The sequence below is a fragment of the Sphingobacterium corticibacterium genome, from assembly GCF_004208525.1.
In the GTDB taxonomy this organism is placed as follows: Bacteria; Bacteroidota; Bacteroidia; order Sphingobacteriales; family Sphingobacteriaceae; genus Sphingobacterium; species Sphingobacterium corticibacterium.
Genome location: NZ_SGIT01000001.1, coordinates 345,500 through 364,028, shown reverse-complemented (window position 1 = coordinate 364,028; position 18,529 = coordinate 345,500). Strand labels below are relative to the sequence as shown.

Below are 18,529 nucleotides of genomic sequence, written 5' to 3'. Positions count from 1 at the left end.
TTAAGCAAAGCCGTCAATTGACGGCTTTTTTTATTAGTTTTGCAGTATACTTAAAAACGTACAAGGTAATGCCAGAAATATCAAAAAGGGGTTTGGATATGCCCGCTTCTCCCATTAGAAAGCTTACGCCTTTTGCAGAACAAGCCAAAAAAGAAGGGAAGAAAGTATATCATTTAAATATAGGACAACCCGATATCGAAACGCCGGAAGTCATGATAAATGCTTTAAAAGACATCAATTTCACGATATGGGCGTACACCGCATCAGAAGGTATTGCTTCCTATCGGGAGAAATTGGCGACGTATTACAACAAATTGGGTTACAACATCTCACCGACAGATATTTTAGTAACCAACGGTGGATCGGAGGCGCTTACTATAGCGATGCAAAGCTGCCTTAGTTCCGGCGATGAAATTATCATTCCCGAACCATTTTACGCGAATTATAATGGATTTGCCTGTGCGGCAGACGCTGTAGTAAAACCTATTCTATCTTATATAGAAACGGGCTTTGCTTTACCACCGATTGCGGAATTTGAAAAATTAATTACCAATAAGACGCGTGCAATTGCAATCTGTAACCCCAATAATCCTACAGGTTATCTCTACTCACGCGAAGAATTAGAATCTCTGAAAGCATTGTGTCTAAAATATGATCTGTATCTATTTGCAGACGAAGCTTATCGCGAGTTTTGCTATGATGGAAATACATTTATTTCACCCATGCACTTGGAGGGTCTTGAACAGCATGTGGTCATTATCGACACGGTATCCAAGCGATATTCGGCATGTGGCGCAAGAATAGGCTGCTTAATCACCAAAAACAAAGAATTGTATCAGACGGCTCTTAAATTTGCTCAAACACGTTTAAGTCCGTCTTTGGAAGGACAGATTGCTGCTGAAGCAGCAGTAGATACACCGGACAGCTATTTCGAAGCTGTATCTAAAGAATATACAGCCCGTCGCAACACCCTTGTTGAGGGATTAAACAAGATAGAAGGTGTTTTTTGTCCAGTTCCAGGAGGGGCATTTTATGTAGTAGCTCAACTCCCCATTGATAATGCAGATAGGTTTTGTCAATGGATATTAGAAGAATTTTCGTATAACAATGAAACCGTCATGATGGCCCCGGCGACTGGATTTTACAGCACACCAAATGTCGGAACTGACCAAGTACGTTTGGCCTATGTACTTAAACAGGAAGATTTACGCCATGCGTTGGCCTGTCTCGAAAAAGCCTTAGAAGAATATCCAGGTCGTGTAGTACTTTAATGAGAATCTTGCTCTTTTCTAAAGTTTGAATCTTCGGAAAAGAGCAAGGTAAATTTCATACTGTGAAGATAACAGAAAGTATTTTGCGTTTAAAGGAAACAATTAGTTACGATAGAATCGTTGATTCTCTCGATGAATGATATCGATAGGCATAAAATATTCCTTTTCCTGTTTTTCTTCAAACATAAGGTATCGATATAGCGCTTTTACCCCACGATAAGCTTGTTCCTGTGGTTTTTCACAGATTAAGAAATCAATCACACCTTTATTGAGAAAATCAATATTGCGTTGCAGAAAATCGTAGCCTACCAACAGAATATCTTCTTTTTTCATTTCCAACAGGTATCTTGCTACTAATGAAACCCGCGAGTTCGTCACAAAGATCAACCGTATGTCTGGATAACCTTTTAATGCGGCCGCAACAGACTTCTTTACTGATTGATAATCGGTATCATACAGGTTTCGTTTTATGATTCTGTTCGGGTTATTTGCGGTAAAATATTTTGTAAAACCTTCTTCTTTTTTAAGGATATGATAATCTGATTCAATATCTTTGGCTATGTTCATTAACAATATCTGATCCGACTCGCCTACGAGGTAATCTACCAAATGCGCCGCCGTATACCCACTATAAAAAAGATCTGGCCCGAAATAGCTGATATTCTTCCTGTTCGGAATATTTGAGTTCATAAATACAAACGGAATCTTCCTTTTTTGACACGCATCTGTAAACGTTATAGCTTCTTCTATAAATGCCGGGGCGATTAAAACACCATCTACAGATTCGGATTTCAAGATTACTTCTGTTTGTTTCACGAACGAGTCTTTATCGTTCATGTCATAAAACAATTTTTCAATTTTGACATTATAAAGCATAATCTCATTTTCTGCCTGTATTATTCCCTGTAATGGCACCGCCCAATAATCTGTTTCCTCAGAAACTTCTGGAATAAGCGTATACAGATTCATCGTTTTGGACGATGCCAATCTTCTAGCTAGAATATTGGGTTTATAATCCAGCTCTTTAATAATCTCATTGATCTTTTGTTTGGTTTTCTCCGATACACCTGATCTATTATTTAACACCCTATCCACGGTTGCAATAGAAACGTTTGCCCTACGTGCAATTTCTTTTACACCAACAAGTTCTTTTTCACCCTTTTTCATATTATAGTGTATTATGCTAATACGGAAAATCAAATATAGTGAATATCTCACATTCATTTGGATGTGTCATCATAAGCGTGGCTCAGCTGTTTTCATCTGGAGCCGGTAGATTCGCTAATCTGGTATAAGCCCTTAGCATTCCAATAGGTAACTAGCGTTTGTATATTTTTTTCAAAGCGTTGAAAATCCTTGTTTTCAAGACGAGTCCACCCCACCTCGGCATATGCAGCCAATCTCGGATAAATATGCTTATTAATAGCTGTTACCGTGGGGGTCCATTCACTCCACATCTGGCATCCTAAACCCAATATCCTATCCTGATATTCCAGCGGAAGCCCTGCTGGTATCGGTTCGAAGCTATACGACTTCGAAAGCGGTATTTTGTTATAATCGTAATCTAGATAAGTATAATTATGATAGGAATTCACGACATCGTGTCCCTTTTTTACGGCGTCCGTAATTAAGTCAACATCCCCTTTCCAAAAGTGTACAATTGCATTCTTAGCTAACGGCTGTTTAACCAAAACATCATCACTATTAACATAATCATGTAGCTTAACGCCCATAATTTCATTCCAGCCCATTACGCGCTTTCCTTTACGCTCTACAAACCTTGAAATCTCATTTGTAAACCAAACCTGAAGCTCGGCGTAAGAGGCAATATCGTTTTCTTTCATAAAGTCATTTACCTGCTTCGATTCCTTCCATTGGTTATGACGAACTTCATCCCCACCAATATGAATAACTTTTGACGGAAATAGAGCCATGGTTTCTTCGAGTACGTCCTTTAAAAAGTTTCTGACCCGCTCATCACTCACATCAAAGATATCATACATGACACCAAATTTTGCCGGGACGCTAATGATCGTGTCTTTCTTGACACCCAACCACGGATATGCGGCAATGGCTGCGCTCGCATGTCCCGGCATCGCTATTTCCGGCACAATTGTAATATGCCGTTCTGCCGCATATTGTATGATATCCTTTATTTGTTCCTGTGTATAAAATCCCGCATAAGGCTTCCTATCATACACTGTACTTTTCGTCCCGGTCGGCCATGTACCGATCTGCGTAGAATCTCTCTTCGAACCAATTTCAGTCAATAATGGATACTTCTTGATTTCAATGCGCCAGCCCTGATCGTTCGTCAAATGCCAATGAAACGTATTCAGTTTCAAAAGAGCCATTTCATCCAAAATATCCTTCACGGCCTGTGCGCCATGAAAGTGACGGGATTCGTCCAACATAAAAGCACGCCATTTAAATGCAGGCGTATCCTTAATCGTTAAAAGCGGGAGTTGAATAGACTCCAATAACAACTGGTTTAAACTTTGCATTCCATAAAATAGACCAGTCTCCGTCGGCGCTTTTATTTCTATTTTATCTTTGGTCACCGATAATGCATATGATTCGCTATTTTCCGATGTATCGTTTGTTAATTGCAAGTAAATCGGATAGCTCTTTTTATCCTTCTTTACACTAATTCCTCGTTCAGCAAGTAGCTTTTGTAAATAACCATTTTGGCTTGAATTACCCCTGATATTGACCACTATATTTAAATCAACGAATCCCTCTTGTCGTAAAACAGTGTTCGGATAAGGTATGATATTTATTTGTGACTGCGCATAAGATAGATTTCCTGCCATCATACCAAACAGAACAATAATGGCTAAGACCGCGTGTTTTTTCATATAATATCTTGTTATTAAATTCAATTTTATTATTTTTTCCAGGTTTTCAATTTAAATCCGCGATAGGCATAGAATATCAAATACAGATAGCAGGGAACCAACACCCAATAGGCCTCTTTCAATCCATGCGTATCCGCCAGATACCCGTATATTAAAGGCATAATTGCATTTCCACACAGCCCCATAATCAATAGAGAGGCTCCTATCTTGATGAACCGACCCAAATTATCCAGCGCCAAAGGCCAGACCCCGGCCCAGATCATCGAATTGGCAAACCCCAATAACACGATGAACCAAACAGAAACATCGGTATCGTGCCCTAATAAATGTATCTTGCCCTCCACCAATATAACCAGCATACTCAAGATCAATCCAGAGACAGTACAGACCCTCAAGGCCGTCAATTGGCTCATAAGTTTTGGGATAAACGCTATTCCCAACAGATATCCAATAATAGTGGCCGTCAATGTATAGGAAGGAAACACTTTGGCTTCCAAAAAAGGAATTCCTGTACTGGCAACATAGTTAATGATACTGTCCACGGCAATTACCTGTGATCCGACATGGAAAAAAATCGCAAAAGCACCTAATACGAGATGGGGAAATTCAAGAATACTATTCTTGCTCGCATTTGATATCGCCATCTGTTCATCTTCCGTTTCTGTATCGATTTCGGGTAAAGGCGAATAACGGACGAAGAGACCAAGCAACAACAGAACCGTTGCGACTACAGCATAAGGCACAATTACACGGGCAATCAATTCATCCAACACCTGCTCTTTTTCAGCACCTTGCATTGAACTAATCTGTTCAAATAACGCGTTATCGGAAGAACGCAGAATTACAGCAGCAAACAACAACGGGGCGACAATCCCGGCCAGTTTGTTGCATATCCCCATAATACTAAATCGCTGTGCTGCCCGCTCTTTATCGCCTAAAATCGTAATATAGGGATTTGCAGCGGTCTGCAAAATAGACAATCCAACGCCCAACGTAAAAAGACCTGTCAAGAAAATCGGATAAGCGCGCGAAAATCCTGCAGGAACAAAAAGCCCTGCACCCAGCGCCATAATAAAAAAGCCCACCATCATTCCTTTTTTAAACCCTATCTTTTTCAAGAGATAACCGGCTGGCAACGACATGACTAAATAGGCGATATAAAAAGCAAAAGCGACAAGATATGACTGAAAATGATTGAGTTCACAAGCTATTTTAAAATAGGGTATCAAAATAGCATTGACCCATGTTACAAAACCGAAAATAAAGAATAGCATCCCGATGATCGTAATAGAGATGATCGTATCTCTTTTACTCAAAGAGGATACTGCTACCGTCTTGCCCTGTGCCATGATATCAGTTGATTATTTGTGTACGACATGCCATTTGTTTTGCTTATACCGGGCCAACCGCTCATATAGTACCCGGATCTTATTGTTTCTTAATTCATTTTCTTGCGCTATTTCGGCATCATACATTAAATATCTATTCAGGGCTGCGAATCGTCTGTCCAACGACGCTGTATCGATAGCTTCCAGCTCTTTTAATAACGCCTGTACATCTTCCTGTTTGAAATTTGATGCATTGGCCCTTATTTCGATGTCCATATATGTTAAGTATTGTAACCGAATATCAGCCATCAAGCGGTAGTGTTCAAATTCTTCTGGATTTTTACGCGGCCGTAGTTCGTAAAAAGTTTTTGAAACGATCTGCGCGCTATCTAATAAAACGTTAATATCGAGCCCTTCTTTACTGATTTTCCCTTGATTAATTTCATATGGTATAGCTCGCAATGCTTCCCAAAACCGTATGGCCTGCTGATCATCAAAACCATATTGTTGTTTCGCATAAGACGTTACAAACGTATAAACATCCAATGCTTCAATATGATTAACGCCCTGAAAGTAAGCATCAATTAATAGGTTAAATCCTGAAATTGGATACACGCGACGGATTGTATATAAGTCTACAATATCGCGGGTGGATTCCCAGAGCGGGGAGTACAATCCCGATGTAGACCAAGAAGTCATAATCATACCCTGGTAACCAAATTCACGGGCCAATGGAATAAAATCCCGTATATTATGAAAATGTTTTTCCCATTGTGTCAAAAAATAATTATCCGGATGACTTCTTATTGACGGTGCACCCCATATCTCGAAACCACTTTTCAATAAATTGTCATGCTTGCCAAACATATTGATATCCCATCCATAGTTCCAATCAACAAAAACCGTCTCTTTGGGTAAACCCTCCAATGCATCGGGATATTTTAAGGCGATATCTGCCCAGAGTACAGGACGTTTACCTAGACCGACCACAATATCACAGAGCAGTTTGATATAGTCACCATAGAGTCTTCCCTTGCCTACTGCCTCCACTTTCTTTTTAGATTCGGCAGAATGTCCCAACAAATAGGTTTCATCTCCACCGATATGAATATATTCGGACGTGTGTGTGGAAATCAAATCCTTATACAGGCTCGTAAAGAGTTCTTTGTTTAATTCTTCCCGAAGTGGATTAACTTGCGAATAATCTTTTTGATCTTCCCGCAGATCTTTATATCGATAGTGCCGAAGGATATACTCGACATGACCAAAGCTCTGTTGCAAAGGTATCACATCAAGCCCCAACGAATCGCAATAAGCAATAAAATCCACAACCTCTTCTCTCGTATAAGCAAATCTATTGGGAATAAGAGGATGATCTTGAAATGGATAAGTCGCCTCCCACTCCATAATTAACGTATTCAACCCGTTATCTTTCAACTTTTTAGCGAAGTCCTTTAAAGCCGGAACGGTCATCACCTGAATCCTGAGGTCTAAATGAAAACCCTTTACCTTAAAATCTTGAAGCTTATTGTTCTGCGCGAACAATGACATTGATATGATGAGGAATCCTATTCCCAAAAGTAGACTTATATATTTATTCATCCATATAAAACTTAAAAACGTATTAAAAAATATCCTGTTTAATCCTCTTTTTTATACTTTAGCTTGCCGGCAACTATCGTAGCCATCACGCGGATATCCTCGTCAAATAACACAATATCAGCATCCATACCTATCGCCAAATGTCCTTTTTTATCCAGCCCCATAATCCGAGCTGGAGTAGATGTCATCATTTGTACGGAATCCAAGAGAGCTACATTTCCTTCCCGCATCATTGTTCGCACCAAGCGATCTGCGGTAGCTACACTTCCGGCAAAAGCAGATCTGTCCATTAACTTTGCTACACCATCCTCGACGATAACCCTTGTACCTTCCTGTTTGCCCCCTAATATACTTTCTCCTTCAGGCATGCCTGCGGCGCGCATGGCGTCTGTTATTAAAGCTATCCGATCCGTACCTTTAATCTTGAAAACCAGACGAAGCAAGGGCGAAGGCACATGAATGCCATCGGCTATAATTTCGACGTCCATCCCGTCTATCAAATATCCCGCTTCTATCGCGCCGGCATATCTGTAGGCATTTCGCCTCGTTATTCCGGACATCGCAGAATAAAAATGGGTAGCCAGCGTGTAGCCATTATCAAACGCCGTCTGCACTTCTTCATATATGGCATCTGTATGTGCTAAAGCTAATAGCTTATTTTTGGACTTAACATATCGGCCGAACGCTATGGCTCCGGGCAATTCAGGCGCGGCGCTCCATCGTACGATATCATCTGAGTATGCCAAGATTCTTTCATATTCCGCAGGATCCGGATGACGAATGTATTTGGGATCCTGCGCGCCTTTTTGACTAAGAGCAAAGTATGGCCCCTCCAAATGAACGCCTATGAATTGTGCGCCTTGGGTATTGATTTCTTTTGCTGTCTTGTAAGCATCTAATGTCCGAAACAACGCTTCCATTGTACTGGTCAACGTGGTAGGGCATAAAGCAGTCGTACCGTATCTAAGGTGCGTCTCTGCTACACCCAAAAAGGCTTCCACAGTTCCGTCCATAAAATCATGCCCTCCACCACCGTGCACGTGCATATCAATAAAACCCGGCGAAATATATAAACCTGTCGCGTCGATCGACAAGATTTCTTCATCTACATGGGTGGGCTTTCCGATACCTATGTCGCATATAACACCATCTTTAACATAGAGATAGGAATTCTCCTGAATAACCTCCCGACCAATTAATTTCCCATTAAATATCAATAAATTGCTCTTCATATTACACGAATTAACAACAACTATAATACTAAGCCTTCACGATAGCGACCTCACTATACGCTTCTTTATCGAAAAAATACTGACAGTTCGGATGTTTGCGCAATATCGTTGCCGGCCAAGAAGCATCAATCGCACCCAATAACGCCTGCTTGACAGCTTCCCTTTTATGTGCTCCTACGACAACGCAAAATAAGGCATTGCCCCGTAGTAAGGTAGGTATGGTTAAGGTCAAAGCTGTTAACGGCACATCGCCCAGCCTCGAAAAGCAACCATCATTCACCTGTTGTTGCCGACATACAATATCCAGATCTACCAATTTGATCATATCAGGATCATTAAAATTGGCCACTGGCGGATCATTAAATGCCAGATGGCCATTTTCGCCGATGCCCAAACATACAATATCAATAGGATGATTTTCGATCAATTTAGAAAAACGCTTTATTTCATCTTGAACGTTTCCATTTGTCGATATTGTATATTTTTCCGCTAGCGCTACTTTCGAAAAAAGATTTCTTTCGAGGTATTGAGAAAACAACTGCGGAGCGTTGTCAGCAAGACCAACATACTCATCCATATTAAACGCTGTTATCTTGTTCCATTGGATTTTTTCAGACTGGGTAAGGTATTCCAGCATATAATCTTGTGAGGGTGCCGCTGCAAATATCATTCGGATATGCTGCTGCTGCTCCTGTAACTGTATAATTTTTTTTTCAATCGCCTGCCCTGCAGCATAACCCGCCTGCTTAACCGATGAAAAAACATGGACATTCTTCAAATATTCTGACATCTTCTTTTTATTTATTTTAAAAGCACCTTCTAGTTTTCTTAAACACAAACTTTCTTTGATCAATCCGTATAAACTAAGAAGGGTTTTTAATAAATTCTACCTTTTCTATAATTATTTCCTGGTCTTTGAGATCCGATGGAGCGACACCACGGAACAGCCATAAATTCATACGTAACCGTTCTTCGTTTTCCGGAGGAATATCTCCTCCAATGTATGCCCATTCGTGTATTATATTTTCAACACCGGATGTTAGCCCGTGCCCTTGTAAACTGATAAATTCAATTTTATTCGGTTGCCAATTGAAGGCATGTGTGGACTGGACACCTAATAGCTGGAGATCATAGCGTTCTTTATTTCCCGCTTTTTCAGATGGTTGCACAGCAAACTGCGAATCCTGATTGTCTGCTACTCCCCAGCGCGAAAACTCAATATCAATCTCTTCGTTATCGTTCTTATAGGTAAACAGTCCAGCTACGACTTGTTTATCCAGCTTGCTCACATCACTCGAAATATAAAACACATACTTACCATACCCCATGCTCCGACGTAAAATCACACCGGAACAATACCATAACCCACCTTTTTGTACAATTTTCAAATGTAACCGTCCCTGCTCATCTACCCATACATTTTCTTGGGCATCGGAAAACAAATTTGGCCCAGGCCCTTGCTTTGCCTCCCCAGTCGTGCGCACAATCCAATCAAAGCCTGAAAAAGAGATGATCCGGTCTATTGGATTGGTATCTGGATCTGGTTCATTGGTAGCACCTTTAGAACAGGATGCATTAAACCATACCATACCGGAACACAACAGGATACAGCATAACGAACTGAAATAAAATTTTCTTGACATCATAAATATTTACGGTTATCTATTATTGTATATCGATAGCCACCTCTATATCTTCAATAAGCCCTCCAGACCGATCTCTGGCAGATAATAGTAGCGTGCTCGATGCATTGTTTTCTCCGTCATGAATGAAGAGAATATTTTTCAAGTCAATATCCAACTGTGTAAATCGATCTCCCGCTCGTAGTATATTCGCCCCTTTGATTAGCCATCCGTTTGGTGATATTGCATCAACCGTGTAAACAATATCGGCTGCGGCCGATCCACTGACCTCCAAGACTTCGTTGTCCAGCACAAACACACCTCCATTAGATACGTTGATACCAGTATTGGCGTCCAGCGTCAACGTACTCTCGCCTGATGCCAAAATGGAAATCAACATAGGTGGATCCATCGTATCGTGTTCTTTTGACGCAAGATCTGTCGTTTCGTCCGAACCCGCTTGGGCATCCAGCATAAATGTCACACGCCCTTGTTCTGCATTTGATTTATAGAAGTCTGTAATATCAAATACAAAGGGCTGTCCGGCAACTGCCATATAACTTGCAACAGGACTATTTCCTACAGGAGGTTTTTGGGCATTGTTGAAATTGATCGCCGTTTCTGTCCAGTTGTATCCAGGTATATCATACAAATAGGTAAATATACCTTTACCGTGTGTAAAAACGGTCTGTATCTTTAATTGCATATCGGTAACTACCCCTTCTTTCTTGAAATCATTAAAATCAAACATCAGGTAAGCGCGGCGATCTACTTCACTATTGCCTGTTACATTTTTAACCCGTAAAGTTGTAGCAGTACCAAAATTCTGTGATGCCGATGGCGGCCCATTCACGTAAGAATCATGAAGTGCATAAATCGTATCCCGAATAAGGTTCGGATTCGGTGCCTCGGCATCCCCTGTAGGTGCCGAATAATACACCACCGAATTCACGATGTGAATCACCCCATTGGTAGGCTCTATATTGGATGTACGAATTTGCCATTCTACATTAGTACCCTCATTTATAAGCCCTATATAACTGGTATTATGTGAAAGATACATAATCTGGCCATTCTCCGTATCGTAAGCTATTGGGCTATTACTTGGTGCCAAGGCCGGATCGGTAAAAATAACCCGATCTTTGACCACATGATAACGCAATATATTACGTAATATCGGAAGCGGAATCTCTTCTACGTTGCTATATCGGTTTTCTTTTAAGTAAGCTCTAAATGCCGCATTGTTTGGCAAGATGAACGTCCGAGCGTCCGAGCCTTGGAATAAAGACTGAACTTCTGCGTAAGCAATTGCCTGCCGTAAGAAAGACAGCGAATCATACTGTTGGATATACGTCCAAGCATCCACATCTAATTTACCATCAACATTAGACGGCTGATATTTAAAATCCTCTTGTATTTCACAGCTGCTCATTAATCCTAAAATCGCACAGCAGAACAGAAGAAGATGTCTTATTGTTTTCATATTTTTCATGTTCGTCATATTTTTATACCAATTGAAATGGCTATTTGTAAAACTCATTTTGAACAATATTTGGGTTTCGGTTAATGACGTCTTCATGAATAGGCCATACAAAATTTCGGGTATCGCTGATGGAATTAATAGGTCCCATGACTTCAATAACCTTTCCGTTCCTAACCAAATCAAACCAGCGATGGCCCTCGTAACATAATTCGACGGCACGCTCATGTAAAACGGCAGATACCAAATCACCGTACATACCGTTGGCATCTGACAGGTCTAGATTTGGCAGCCCTGCGCGTCTTCTTATTTCATTCAATAAAGGGAGTGCTAAATCGGGTTCGTTAAGATGAGCATGGGCTTCCGCTTTCAACAAAATAATATCAGCCAATCGGACCATGACAATGTTATTGGAAGACGGATCAGGGCTTTCATCATTAAATCCTTCCCCAAAAAACTTCCATATCTTACGAGGTTCATTCTGCGTAATATCATAAATACGGGTTTTCCGAAGATCGCCTTCTTCAAATTCATCTCTAAATTTCAAGCTGGGAAAGTAATAGCTGTCTGAGCCCAATGCATAGATAACCCGTAAAGAATTGGTCTGGATTTCATTGTAGCCGATTTCAAAAATGCTCTCGTTGCTCATTCCGTCCGTAAATATTTTATTCCAGTCCTGCATAGATACCAGGGAATAAAATGGGCTTTCTATAACACTTTCCGCTGTCGCGATGGCTTCTGTATATTTTTTACGCCACATGTACACCTGTGTCAAAAATGCTTCAGCAGCTCCTTTGGTCAATATCACCCGGTTTCGTGCACCTGTATAATTATCGGCACAATAGGTAGATGCATATAGCAGGTCCTCCTCAATCATATCCAATACCGTTTCCTGGTTTGTCCGTTCCGAAAAAATATTTTGCTGAACACTTTCAAACGGCTCGAGAATAAGTGGGACATCACCCCATACACGTACAGCATAAAAATAAGCGATAGCACGTAATGCTCTTGCCTGTCCTATCAGCTGATTACGCAATCCTCCTTCTTCCGATTCAAAGACTTGGGGAACATACTTGATCGCATAATTAGCTCTGCTGATAACGGTATACAGATTATCCCAACGAGCGGATTGAATGACTGGTGTAAGTCTGTTTTGCGTCAACGCAAATGGATCTTCAGCATGATTCGTTGCCACCGCATCTGCTCTCCCTTCACCCCATAGCGCGAAATTCTGACGGAAGGCCGATTGCATGGAATTATAGATGCCATATACACCCGCCTGCGCGTCACTTGGATTTTTGTAGAACCCTTTCGCCGAAAAACCGCTGATCGGTTCTTTATCTAAAAACGAGTCTGCACATGAACTAATTAGAACAATCAGTGTGCACAGCAGAAATTTTATATTCGTATTTTTCATAATATCATCTATTAAAGTCCAATATTTAACCCAAAAATGAACATCCTATTTTGTGGATAAGAACCTTGATCCACACCAACACGCAGCCCGGAGAATGAATTAACATCGGGATCAAATCCGGTATACTTTGTCCAAGTGATCAAATTAGTCCCCGTCACAAATGCATCAACCTTGCGCAAACCGATCCGGTTAATCCAGCTGTTGGGGAATGTATATCTTAAATTAACATTCTTTAATTTGATATAAGAACCATCTTCAACCCACCGACTGGACACCCGACTATCGGTCTGCATAGGATCGTCCCGAACCGGTTTCGGATAATTTGTAATATCACCCTGTTCCCGCCATCTATTTAGTGCATCGGCCGACAAGTTGTTGTAACGTACAATTGAATTTCGTTCTTGATTAATGGAACTGTAAATATCATTGCCGTAAGAAAATTGAAAAAACACATTCAATGAAAAGTTTTTGTAAGTGAAGTCATTACCAAAACCTCCAAAAAACTTCGGCTCTGCTGTACCAATGATCTGGCGGTCGTCCGGATTAATAATATTGTCACCGTTCAAATCGTGCCAAATAGGATCACCACCTTTAAATACCGGCCCTAATGCACCATGCGTGATCGCATTCACATTATGTACATCACGGGCGTATACGCCATCAAATCGCCATCCATAGAAAACGCCGATAGGCAGCCCCTCCTGTAAAATATGGTAGCTTCCATTTTGGATATATCCATTTGTCAAAAGTTCCTCTGGAAGCGATAAGACCTTATTTCTGTTCAAACTGATGTTCAAGTTTGTTCCCCAAGAAAACACATCACGGGAAATATTTTTTGTGGTCAATAAAAACTCAACACCACGATTTTGTATACTACCGATATTCTGCATAAAGCTGCTAAATCCTGTCGTGGTAGGAATAGGAACGTTATATAATAAATCGTCTGTATTCTTAATATAGAGATCGGTTGTAAACGTAATCTTATCTCCCAGAAATGCTAAATCCAAACCAGCGTTATATTGCGTTGTCGTTTCCCAGGTCAGTCCCTCGTTAGGCATTACTGTCGGAGCGGCTCCCGAGAAATCCAAATAATTGGCTCCCACCATAAATTCTCCCTGAGAAGTATAGTCTCCGATGGCTTCATTACCTGTTTTACCCATACTGAAACGTATTTTACCATCATTAACTGCACCGATAGTAAAGAAATCTTCTTGAGAGAAGCGCCAGCCAACTGATGCCGAAGGAAAGTAACCAAAACGTTTTTGCCTACCAAATCTAGAAGAACCGTCAGCACGGAGGTTGACTTCCGCCAGATATTTTCCTTGATAATCGTATGACGCACGACCAAAATAAGACATCATCGCGTGTTCAGAAGCCACATTGATATCTACGCCATCCGAATCCTTATTGGAAATTGTTCCTGCGGCATTCAGTGTTCTGATATTATCACTTGGGAAAAACGATCCGTTCAATCCCGTACGGTCATAGCGCCAGTTTTGTAAACTAAAGCCCAATAAAGCCCCGAAATTATGATCTTGATTGAATGTCTTTGCATAACGCAAGAAACTTTCACTACTCCAGGTCATGTTCGTGATACTCCGGACCGCACCTGTGTTGTAACCTTCTCTATAATCCAGTATTGTCGGCATGAATTCCTCTTCTTTCATGGAGGTGAAATCGAAGTTTAAATTACTTCTAAACGTTAACTCGGGTATAATTTCGTACTCCAGGTATTGACTACCTATTATCCGGTTACTTTTGTTTAAATTGGTAGCATATTTTGCAATTCCTACCGGATTTCGTCTTCCCAGACTATATCCGTTTAGTGAACCGTCCGGCAAATACATAGACATAATGGGCGGACGTATCAATAATTCCCGGATTACACTCAGATTGCCCGCGCCTGCAGCATTAATTCTATTATTCAAACTATTTGTGTAGGCAATACTTTGTCCAATTTTCAATTTATCTGTCAGATTAAAATCGGTATTTAATCGGGAAGTTAGCCGCTTAAAATTAGAATTCAGAATGATACCATCTTGATCTAAATAGGACGTACTCCATGCATACTGCGTTGTTTTGCTGCCTCCTCGTACAGATAAATCTACTTTATACTGCGGTGCCACACGCATTAATTCACGCTGCCAATCTACATCTCCATTATTCATCGCACTTAACGAATCCAGAATTGTCCAAAAAGGTTCTTCAGGATTATCCATGTTATTGTAGGAGTCTATAATAGCTTGGCGATATTGTGTGGCATTCAAAACGCTTAGTTTCCGTGGCAATTCGCTTACGCCCGTCGTAAAATTCACGTCAACAGTGGCTTTACCTTCAGCTCCTCTTTTGGTCGTAATCATGACCACACCATTGGCTGCTCGAGAGCCATATATGGCCGTGGATGCAGCGTCCTTTAATATCTCGATTGACTCAATATCTCCGGGATTTATGGCCGCCAATGGATTTAATCCAAAGCCTTCTGTACCATTAAGGTTGGATAGCGATCCCGATTCTATCGGAATACCATCGACTACGAAGAGTGGATTATTCCCCGAATTCAAGGAAGAATTGCCTCGAACCCGAATGGTCATTTCCCCTCCCGGTGCACCGGAATTGGACGTAATTTGCACACCTGCAGCACGCCCTTGTAAAATCGATATAGGGTCCTGTAGCGCTGTTTTTTCAATTTCCTCATTATTTACGGAAACGATAGACCCTGTTAAATTTCGTTTTTTCTGACGGCCATAACCCACTACCACCGTTTCTTCCAATTCATTAAACGAAGTTTGTAAGGAAATATCAAGGACAGATCGTCCGCCAATGTTGATCTCGTGGGTGCTATAGCCTAAAATCGAAAAGACTAAAACAGTTTGGTCAGTCACTCCTTGTAGGCTGTATGTACCATCTTGGCCAGAGCTGACTCCCTGTGATCCGCCTTTGACGGTAACGGTTACGCCGGACATAGCGGTTCTCGTTTGCGCATCCGTAATCTTACCGGACACTACTCTCGTTTGTGCTAGCACACTATGAAACAAGAGAAAATTAAGGGCAATAACGGCTATCCACCTCATCATCGCCAACTTTCTTTTTAGGGCAAAAGAAATTTTAGGATTGGTTTCTAAAGTCATATATATTCATTTTTTCAAGGTTATAAAAATTAATAGTATGCAATTTTTCTTATCTGAATAGGTACTCTTTTTCCTTGTTCTAATATATTCGGTTACGTTACCGGAACAATATGAATGCTATTTTAGTTAATCTTTAATCGCTCGAAATACACCTTTTTTGATTAACAATTACAAAGCGTCAATTTAATCGTGTGTTATGTTATTTTTTATTATGCTCTGCTTCTAAAATTTCTTTTATTTTTCGGCCTACAAAAACTCCGGTTACGTTACCGAAATAATATATAAACGTCGTTAGTATGACACTAATATCGAAATACATTTTTAAAAATCAAAAATTTAATGCTATTTTTTTTCTTTATTAAAAAAGCGTTAATGACTACATAATGTGTTCATTAATAGCCAAAGTTTCCTATTTTTGGCTCTATGATCACAATAGAGGAATTGAAAAACGAACTTTTAGGAAAATCTTTTCCTGAACGAGTAGAGATTTCACAAGAACAGGTAGTAGTAGATGTAGATACCTTCCTGAAGATACAGTTTATCGAAGCGGAAGCCTGGAAAAAAGATTTAGAAAAATGTCCTGCTTATTTACGGTTAATCAAATTTCGAGAAGCTGTAAAATAGAGCAGGGAATCTTATGCGCCATAAGATCCCCAGTTATTTTATGAAAATATTTATTGTGTTAATTGAACCGAAAGTTCGTTAAGCAATGCTTTTGCATAATTGAGGTCTTGATTCCACGTGTCGTTGCGCTTCGTAATCTTCAATTTCTGGATGGCGGTTTCCAACCGATCCAAGTTTGTCCGGTCTCCCTTGTGCTCCAGCGCCTGCTTCACCACCTGAATCTTTGCATAATCTTGGAGCCCTTCGAGTAAGCGCTCGTAACGAATCGAACTTCTGGCATTCGGATATACAATATAAGTATCCCCTGCTGGCCAGGTACGGAAACGGGAATCTAACAATGGATTTTCTACCCAAGAATTGAATGCCCAACGCAACATACCGTCAAAATGTGCGGCTTCCGCAAACCATGCGAGGAGAACAGATTCTGCAGGATCAGAAAAAGTAAACTGATTGGGAAATGCATTACCACAATAGATATAAAACGTCGTATTCAATCCACGTGATTGACGGTCTTTGAGATCCTCTTCCGAGAACGGATGCCCTAATGCAATGCTAATATCATCACTATTTGGATAGCGCTGGTAAGTTTTTTGGTTATCCGCATAAGAGACGCCCAATTCTGGCGATACTTTTTGCAACAAAGACAAAGCTCCATCCACTTCTTCCTTGGTACGTTCGTCAATAGCGATATTTGTTTTTTCCAACCAACCTTTTTCCCGGAGGTGTTCTACGAAATCTTTTAAGAACGGTGTCCAGAACTCCTCAAATACGGGCGTACCTGGTTTTGCTTCTACATTTACCCATTCGCCACTTATCTTATCTTGATAATGAATTTCATTATTCCAAGGAATAATAGAATAACAATTTATCATCTTATTAATACCGAGATCCAGCATAAATTGTACCCAGCGATCAAAAACGCTGTAATCATATTTCCAAGAGCCGTCCTCTTGTTTCGTCCAAATAATCATATTTGCATAAGGATCGAATGTCTGCACATTCCAAGGATCTTTGTTAAGCGTTGTCGTAATTACCTTTTGTCCTATATCAGCTAACATCTGCATCTGCGGCTTCAGTGCCTTAAAATGTTCATCAGACCATATTTCGAGTCCTTCTACACGTGCCACCGCAGAAGGATGCTGCCATTGATCTAAATGATAAGTCCATTCCGAGGGCTTCGGCAGAACGTGGTCAATGACCTGTAAAGAAAGATCCAGTTCCTGCGTAGGTACGTCAATCGCTTTCACTTGTACTTTTGCTGTATAGTTTCCCGGCTTTGCATCCTCTGGAATACGCACTGTTACCCAAACAGGCCTTACTTTCTTTGCTTCGAGGTCAAAAGAAGAGAGATTATCCAACATATCCGGAGAAAGAGACGAAGCAAAATCTTCCGGTTTGCGTTGACCACATCCTCCTGCAAACTCATCGGTCATCACATAGCGAACAAAACGGGCGGAGGCAATATCAGTCGGTAGATCACGACCATCGTGCATACGAAAACCCGATATTTCTATTTTTGCATCCGCAATTTCGGCATTTGTCCACAACAATATTTGCGCGGAAACACGTTCTCCTCTCCATCCTATCACCGACTCTTGCTTTTTTGCAGCAAAGTCCGGAGCTATAGACTTCGGAAAGCGTTTGTCAATCGTCACAAAAGAAGCCTGCAGTCCATTTTCTACCTTAGACCAATCGGACAATGTATCTGCCGTCGGGTCGGACAATTCTTCAAAATTGACTAATTCGAATGGCGTGCTCTGCTTTTGTTGATTTTGGACACATGCAAAAGTCATCCCCAGTAAGATAGTACCGTATACCCCTCCTTTTAATTTCTTCATATTGAAGTCCATCATAAATAATATTACAAGCTAAACTTAGGGAAAATGACCAGCACCTACAAACCTTATTGAAACACAATCGATTGCTTAAAAAGTTAGCCTCTTAAAATCCCGTAAATAAAGCGTATC

General features: G+C 40.7%; 13 protein-coding genes. 2 read left to right on the top strand and 11 right to left on the bottom strand.

What is annotated here, in order from left to right:
* Positions 1–68 precede the first annotated feature (68 nt).
* Positions 69–1,271: a pyridoxal phosphate-dependent aminotransferase gene (locus EWE74_RS01550; RefSeq protein ID WP_130139782.1), complete on the top strand. Its 1,203-nt coding sequence runs from the start codon at positions 69–71 to the stop codon at positions 1,269–1,271.
* A 102-nt stretch (positions 1,272–1,373) separates the two neighbouring features.
* Here the strand turns inward: EWE74_RS01550 and EWE74_RS01545 are convergent, their stop codons facing one another.
* The 10 genes from EWE74_RS01545 to EWE74_RS01500 form a co-directional block, all read right to left on the bottom strand.
* Positions 1,374–2,438: a LacI family DNA-binding transcriptional regulator gene (locus EWE74_RS01545; RefSeq protein WP_130139781.1), complete on the bottom strand. Its 1,065-nt coding sequence runs from the start codon at positions 2,436–2,438 to the stop codon at positions 1,374–1,376.
* A gap of 92 nt (positions 2,439–2,530) precedes the next feature.
* Entirely contained in the window at positions 2,531–4,129 is a 1,599-nt protein-coding gene (locus EWE74_RS01540) for a beta-N-acetylhexosaminidase (protein ID WP_130139780.1), read from the bottom strand.
* A 29-nt stretch (positions 4,130–4,158) separates the two neighbouring features.
* Complete coding sequence (locus EWE74_RS01535) at positions 4,159–5,478, bottom strand: sugar MFS transporter (protein WP_206365110.1); 1,320 nt, start codon at positions 5,476–5,478, stop codon at positions 4,159–4,161.
* Between the two features lie 12 nt (positions 5,479–5,490).
* Complete coding sequence (locus EWE74_RS01530) at positions 5,491–7,059, bottom strand: beta-N-acetylhexosaminidase (RefSeq protein ID WP_239018518.1); 1,569 nt, start codon at positions 7,057–7,059, stop codon at positions 5,491–5,493.
* A 38-nt stretch (positions 7,060–7,097) separates the two neighbouring features.
* Positions 7,098–8,291, bottom strand: a complete 1,194-nt coding sequence (nagA, locus tag EWE74_RS01525; RefSeq protein WP_130139778.1) for an N-acetylglucosamine-6-phosphate deacetylase — start codon at positions 8,289–8,291, stop codon at positions 7,098–7,100.
* 28 nt (positions 8,292–8,319) lie between these two features.
* Positions 8,320–9,081, bottom strand: coding sequence for a 6-phosphogluconolactonase (locus tag EWE74_RS01520; protein ID WP_130139777.1), 762 nt, complete (start codon positions 9,079–9,081; stop codon positions 8,320–8,322).
* Between the two features lie 73 nt (positions 9,082–9,154).
* A complete protein-coding gene (locus EWE74_RS01515) occupies positions 9,155–9,937 on the bottom strand; it encodes a glycoside hydrolase family 16 protein (protein ID WP_239018517.1) in 783 nt (260 codons plus the stop codon).
* A 19-nt stretch (positions 9,938–9,956) separates the two neighbouring features.
* On the bottom strand, positions 9,957–11,396 hold the full coding sequence (locus EWE74_RS01510) for a CBM96 family carbohydrate-binding protein (protein WP_239018516.1): 1,440 nt from the start codon (positions 11,394–11,396) through the stop codon (positions 9,957–9,959).
* Positions 11,397–11,436: 40 nt separating this feature from the next.
* Positions 11,437–12,810 carry a RagB/SusD family nutrient uptake outer membrane protein gene (locus EWE74_RS01505; RefSeq protein ID WP_130139775.1) on the bottom strand — a complete coding sequence of 458 codons (1,374 nt, stop codon included), beginning with the start codon at positions 12,808–12,810 and terminating at the stop codon, positions 11,437–11,439.
* Between the two features lie 11 nt (positions 12,811–12,821).
* Positions 12,822–15,938 carry a SusC/RagA family TonB-linked outer membrane protein gene (locus EWE74_RS01500; protein ID WP_239018515.1) on the bottom strand — a complete coding sequence of 1,039 codons (3,117 nt, stop codon included), beginning with the start codon at positions 15,936–15,938 and terminating at the stop codon, positions 12,822–12,824.
* Between the two features lie 423 nt (positions 15,939–16,361).
* Between EWE74_RS01500 and EWE74_RS01495 the strand changes: the two genes are divergently transcribed.
* Positions 16,362–16,562 (top strand): DUF6965 family protein, encoded by a 201-nt coding sequence (locus tag EWE74_RS01495; protein WP_130139774.1) that lies wholly within the window; start codon positions 16,362–16,364, stop codon positions 16,560–16,562.
* Between the two features lie 50 nt (positions 16,563–16,612).
* Here the strand turns inward: EWE74_RS01495 and EWE74_RS01490 are convergent, their stop codons facing one another.
* Positions 16,613–18,400 (bottom strand): DUF4091 domain-containing protein, encoded by a 1,788-nt coding sequence (locus tag EWE74_RS01490; protein ID WP_206365109.1) that lies wholly within the window; start codon positions 18,398–18,400, stop codon positions 16,613–16,615.
* Positions 18,401–18,529 lie beyond the last annotated feature (129 nt).

Excerpts from the sequence above, each read along its gene's own strand:
- EWE74_RS01510 (WP_239018516.1), bottom strand. The coding sequence starts at position 11,396 with ATGAAAACAATAAGACATCTTCTTCTGTTCTGCTGTGCGATTTTAGGA.
- EWE74_RS01515 (WP_239018517.1), bottom strand. The coding sequence starts at position 9,937 with ATGATGTCAAGAAAATTTTATTTCAGTTCGTTATGCTGTATCCTGTTG.
- EWE74_RS01550 (WP_130139782.1), top strand. The coding sequence starts at position 69 with ATGCCAGAAATATCAAAAAGGGGTTTGGATATGCCCGCTTCTCCCATT.
- nagA (WP_130139778.1), bottom strand. The coding sequence starts at position 8,291 with ATGAAGAGCAATTTATTGATATTTAATGGGAAATTAATTGGTCGGGAG.
- EWE74_RS01530 (WP_239018518.1), bottom strand. The coding sequence starts at position 7,059 with ATGAATAAATATATAAGTCTACTTTTGGGAATAGGATTCCTCATCATA.
- EWE74_RS01545 (WP_130139781.1), bottom strand. The coding sequence starts at position 2,438 with ATGAAAAAGGGTGAAAAAGAACTTGTTGGTGTAAAAGAAATTGCACGT.
- EWE74_RS01500 (WP_239018515.1), bottom strand. The coding sequence starts at position 15,938 with ATGACTTTAGAAACCAATCCTAAAATTTCTTTTGCCCTAAAAAGAAAG.
- EWE74_RS01540 (WP_130139780.1), bottom strand. The coding sequence starts at position 4,129 with ATGAAAAAACACGCGGTCTTAGCCATTATTGTTCTGTTTGGTATGATG.
- EWE74_RS01495 (WP_130139774.1), top strand. The coding sequence starts at position 16,362 with ATGATCACAATAGAGGAATTGAAAAACGAACTTTTAGGAAAATCTTTT.
- EWE74_RS01520 (WP_130139777.1), bottom strand. The coding sequence starts at position 9,081 with ATGTCAGAATATTTGAAGAATGTCCATGTTTTTTCATCGGTTAAGCAG.
- EWE74_RS01490 (WP_206365109.1), bottom strand. The coding sequence starts at position 18,400 with ATGAAGAAATTAAAAGGAGGGGTATACGGTACTATCTTACTGGGGATG.
- EWE74_RS01505 (WP_130139775.1), bottom strand. The coding sequence starts at position 12,810 with ATGAAAAATACGAATATAAAATTTCTGCTGTGCACACTGATTGTTCTA.
- EWE74_RS01535 (WP_206365110.1), bottom strand. The coding sequence starts at position 5,478 with ATGGCACAGGGCAAGACGGTAGCAGTATCCTCTTTGAGTAAAAGAGAT.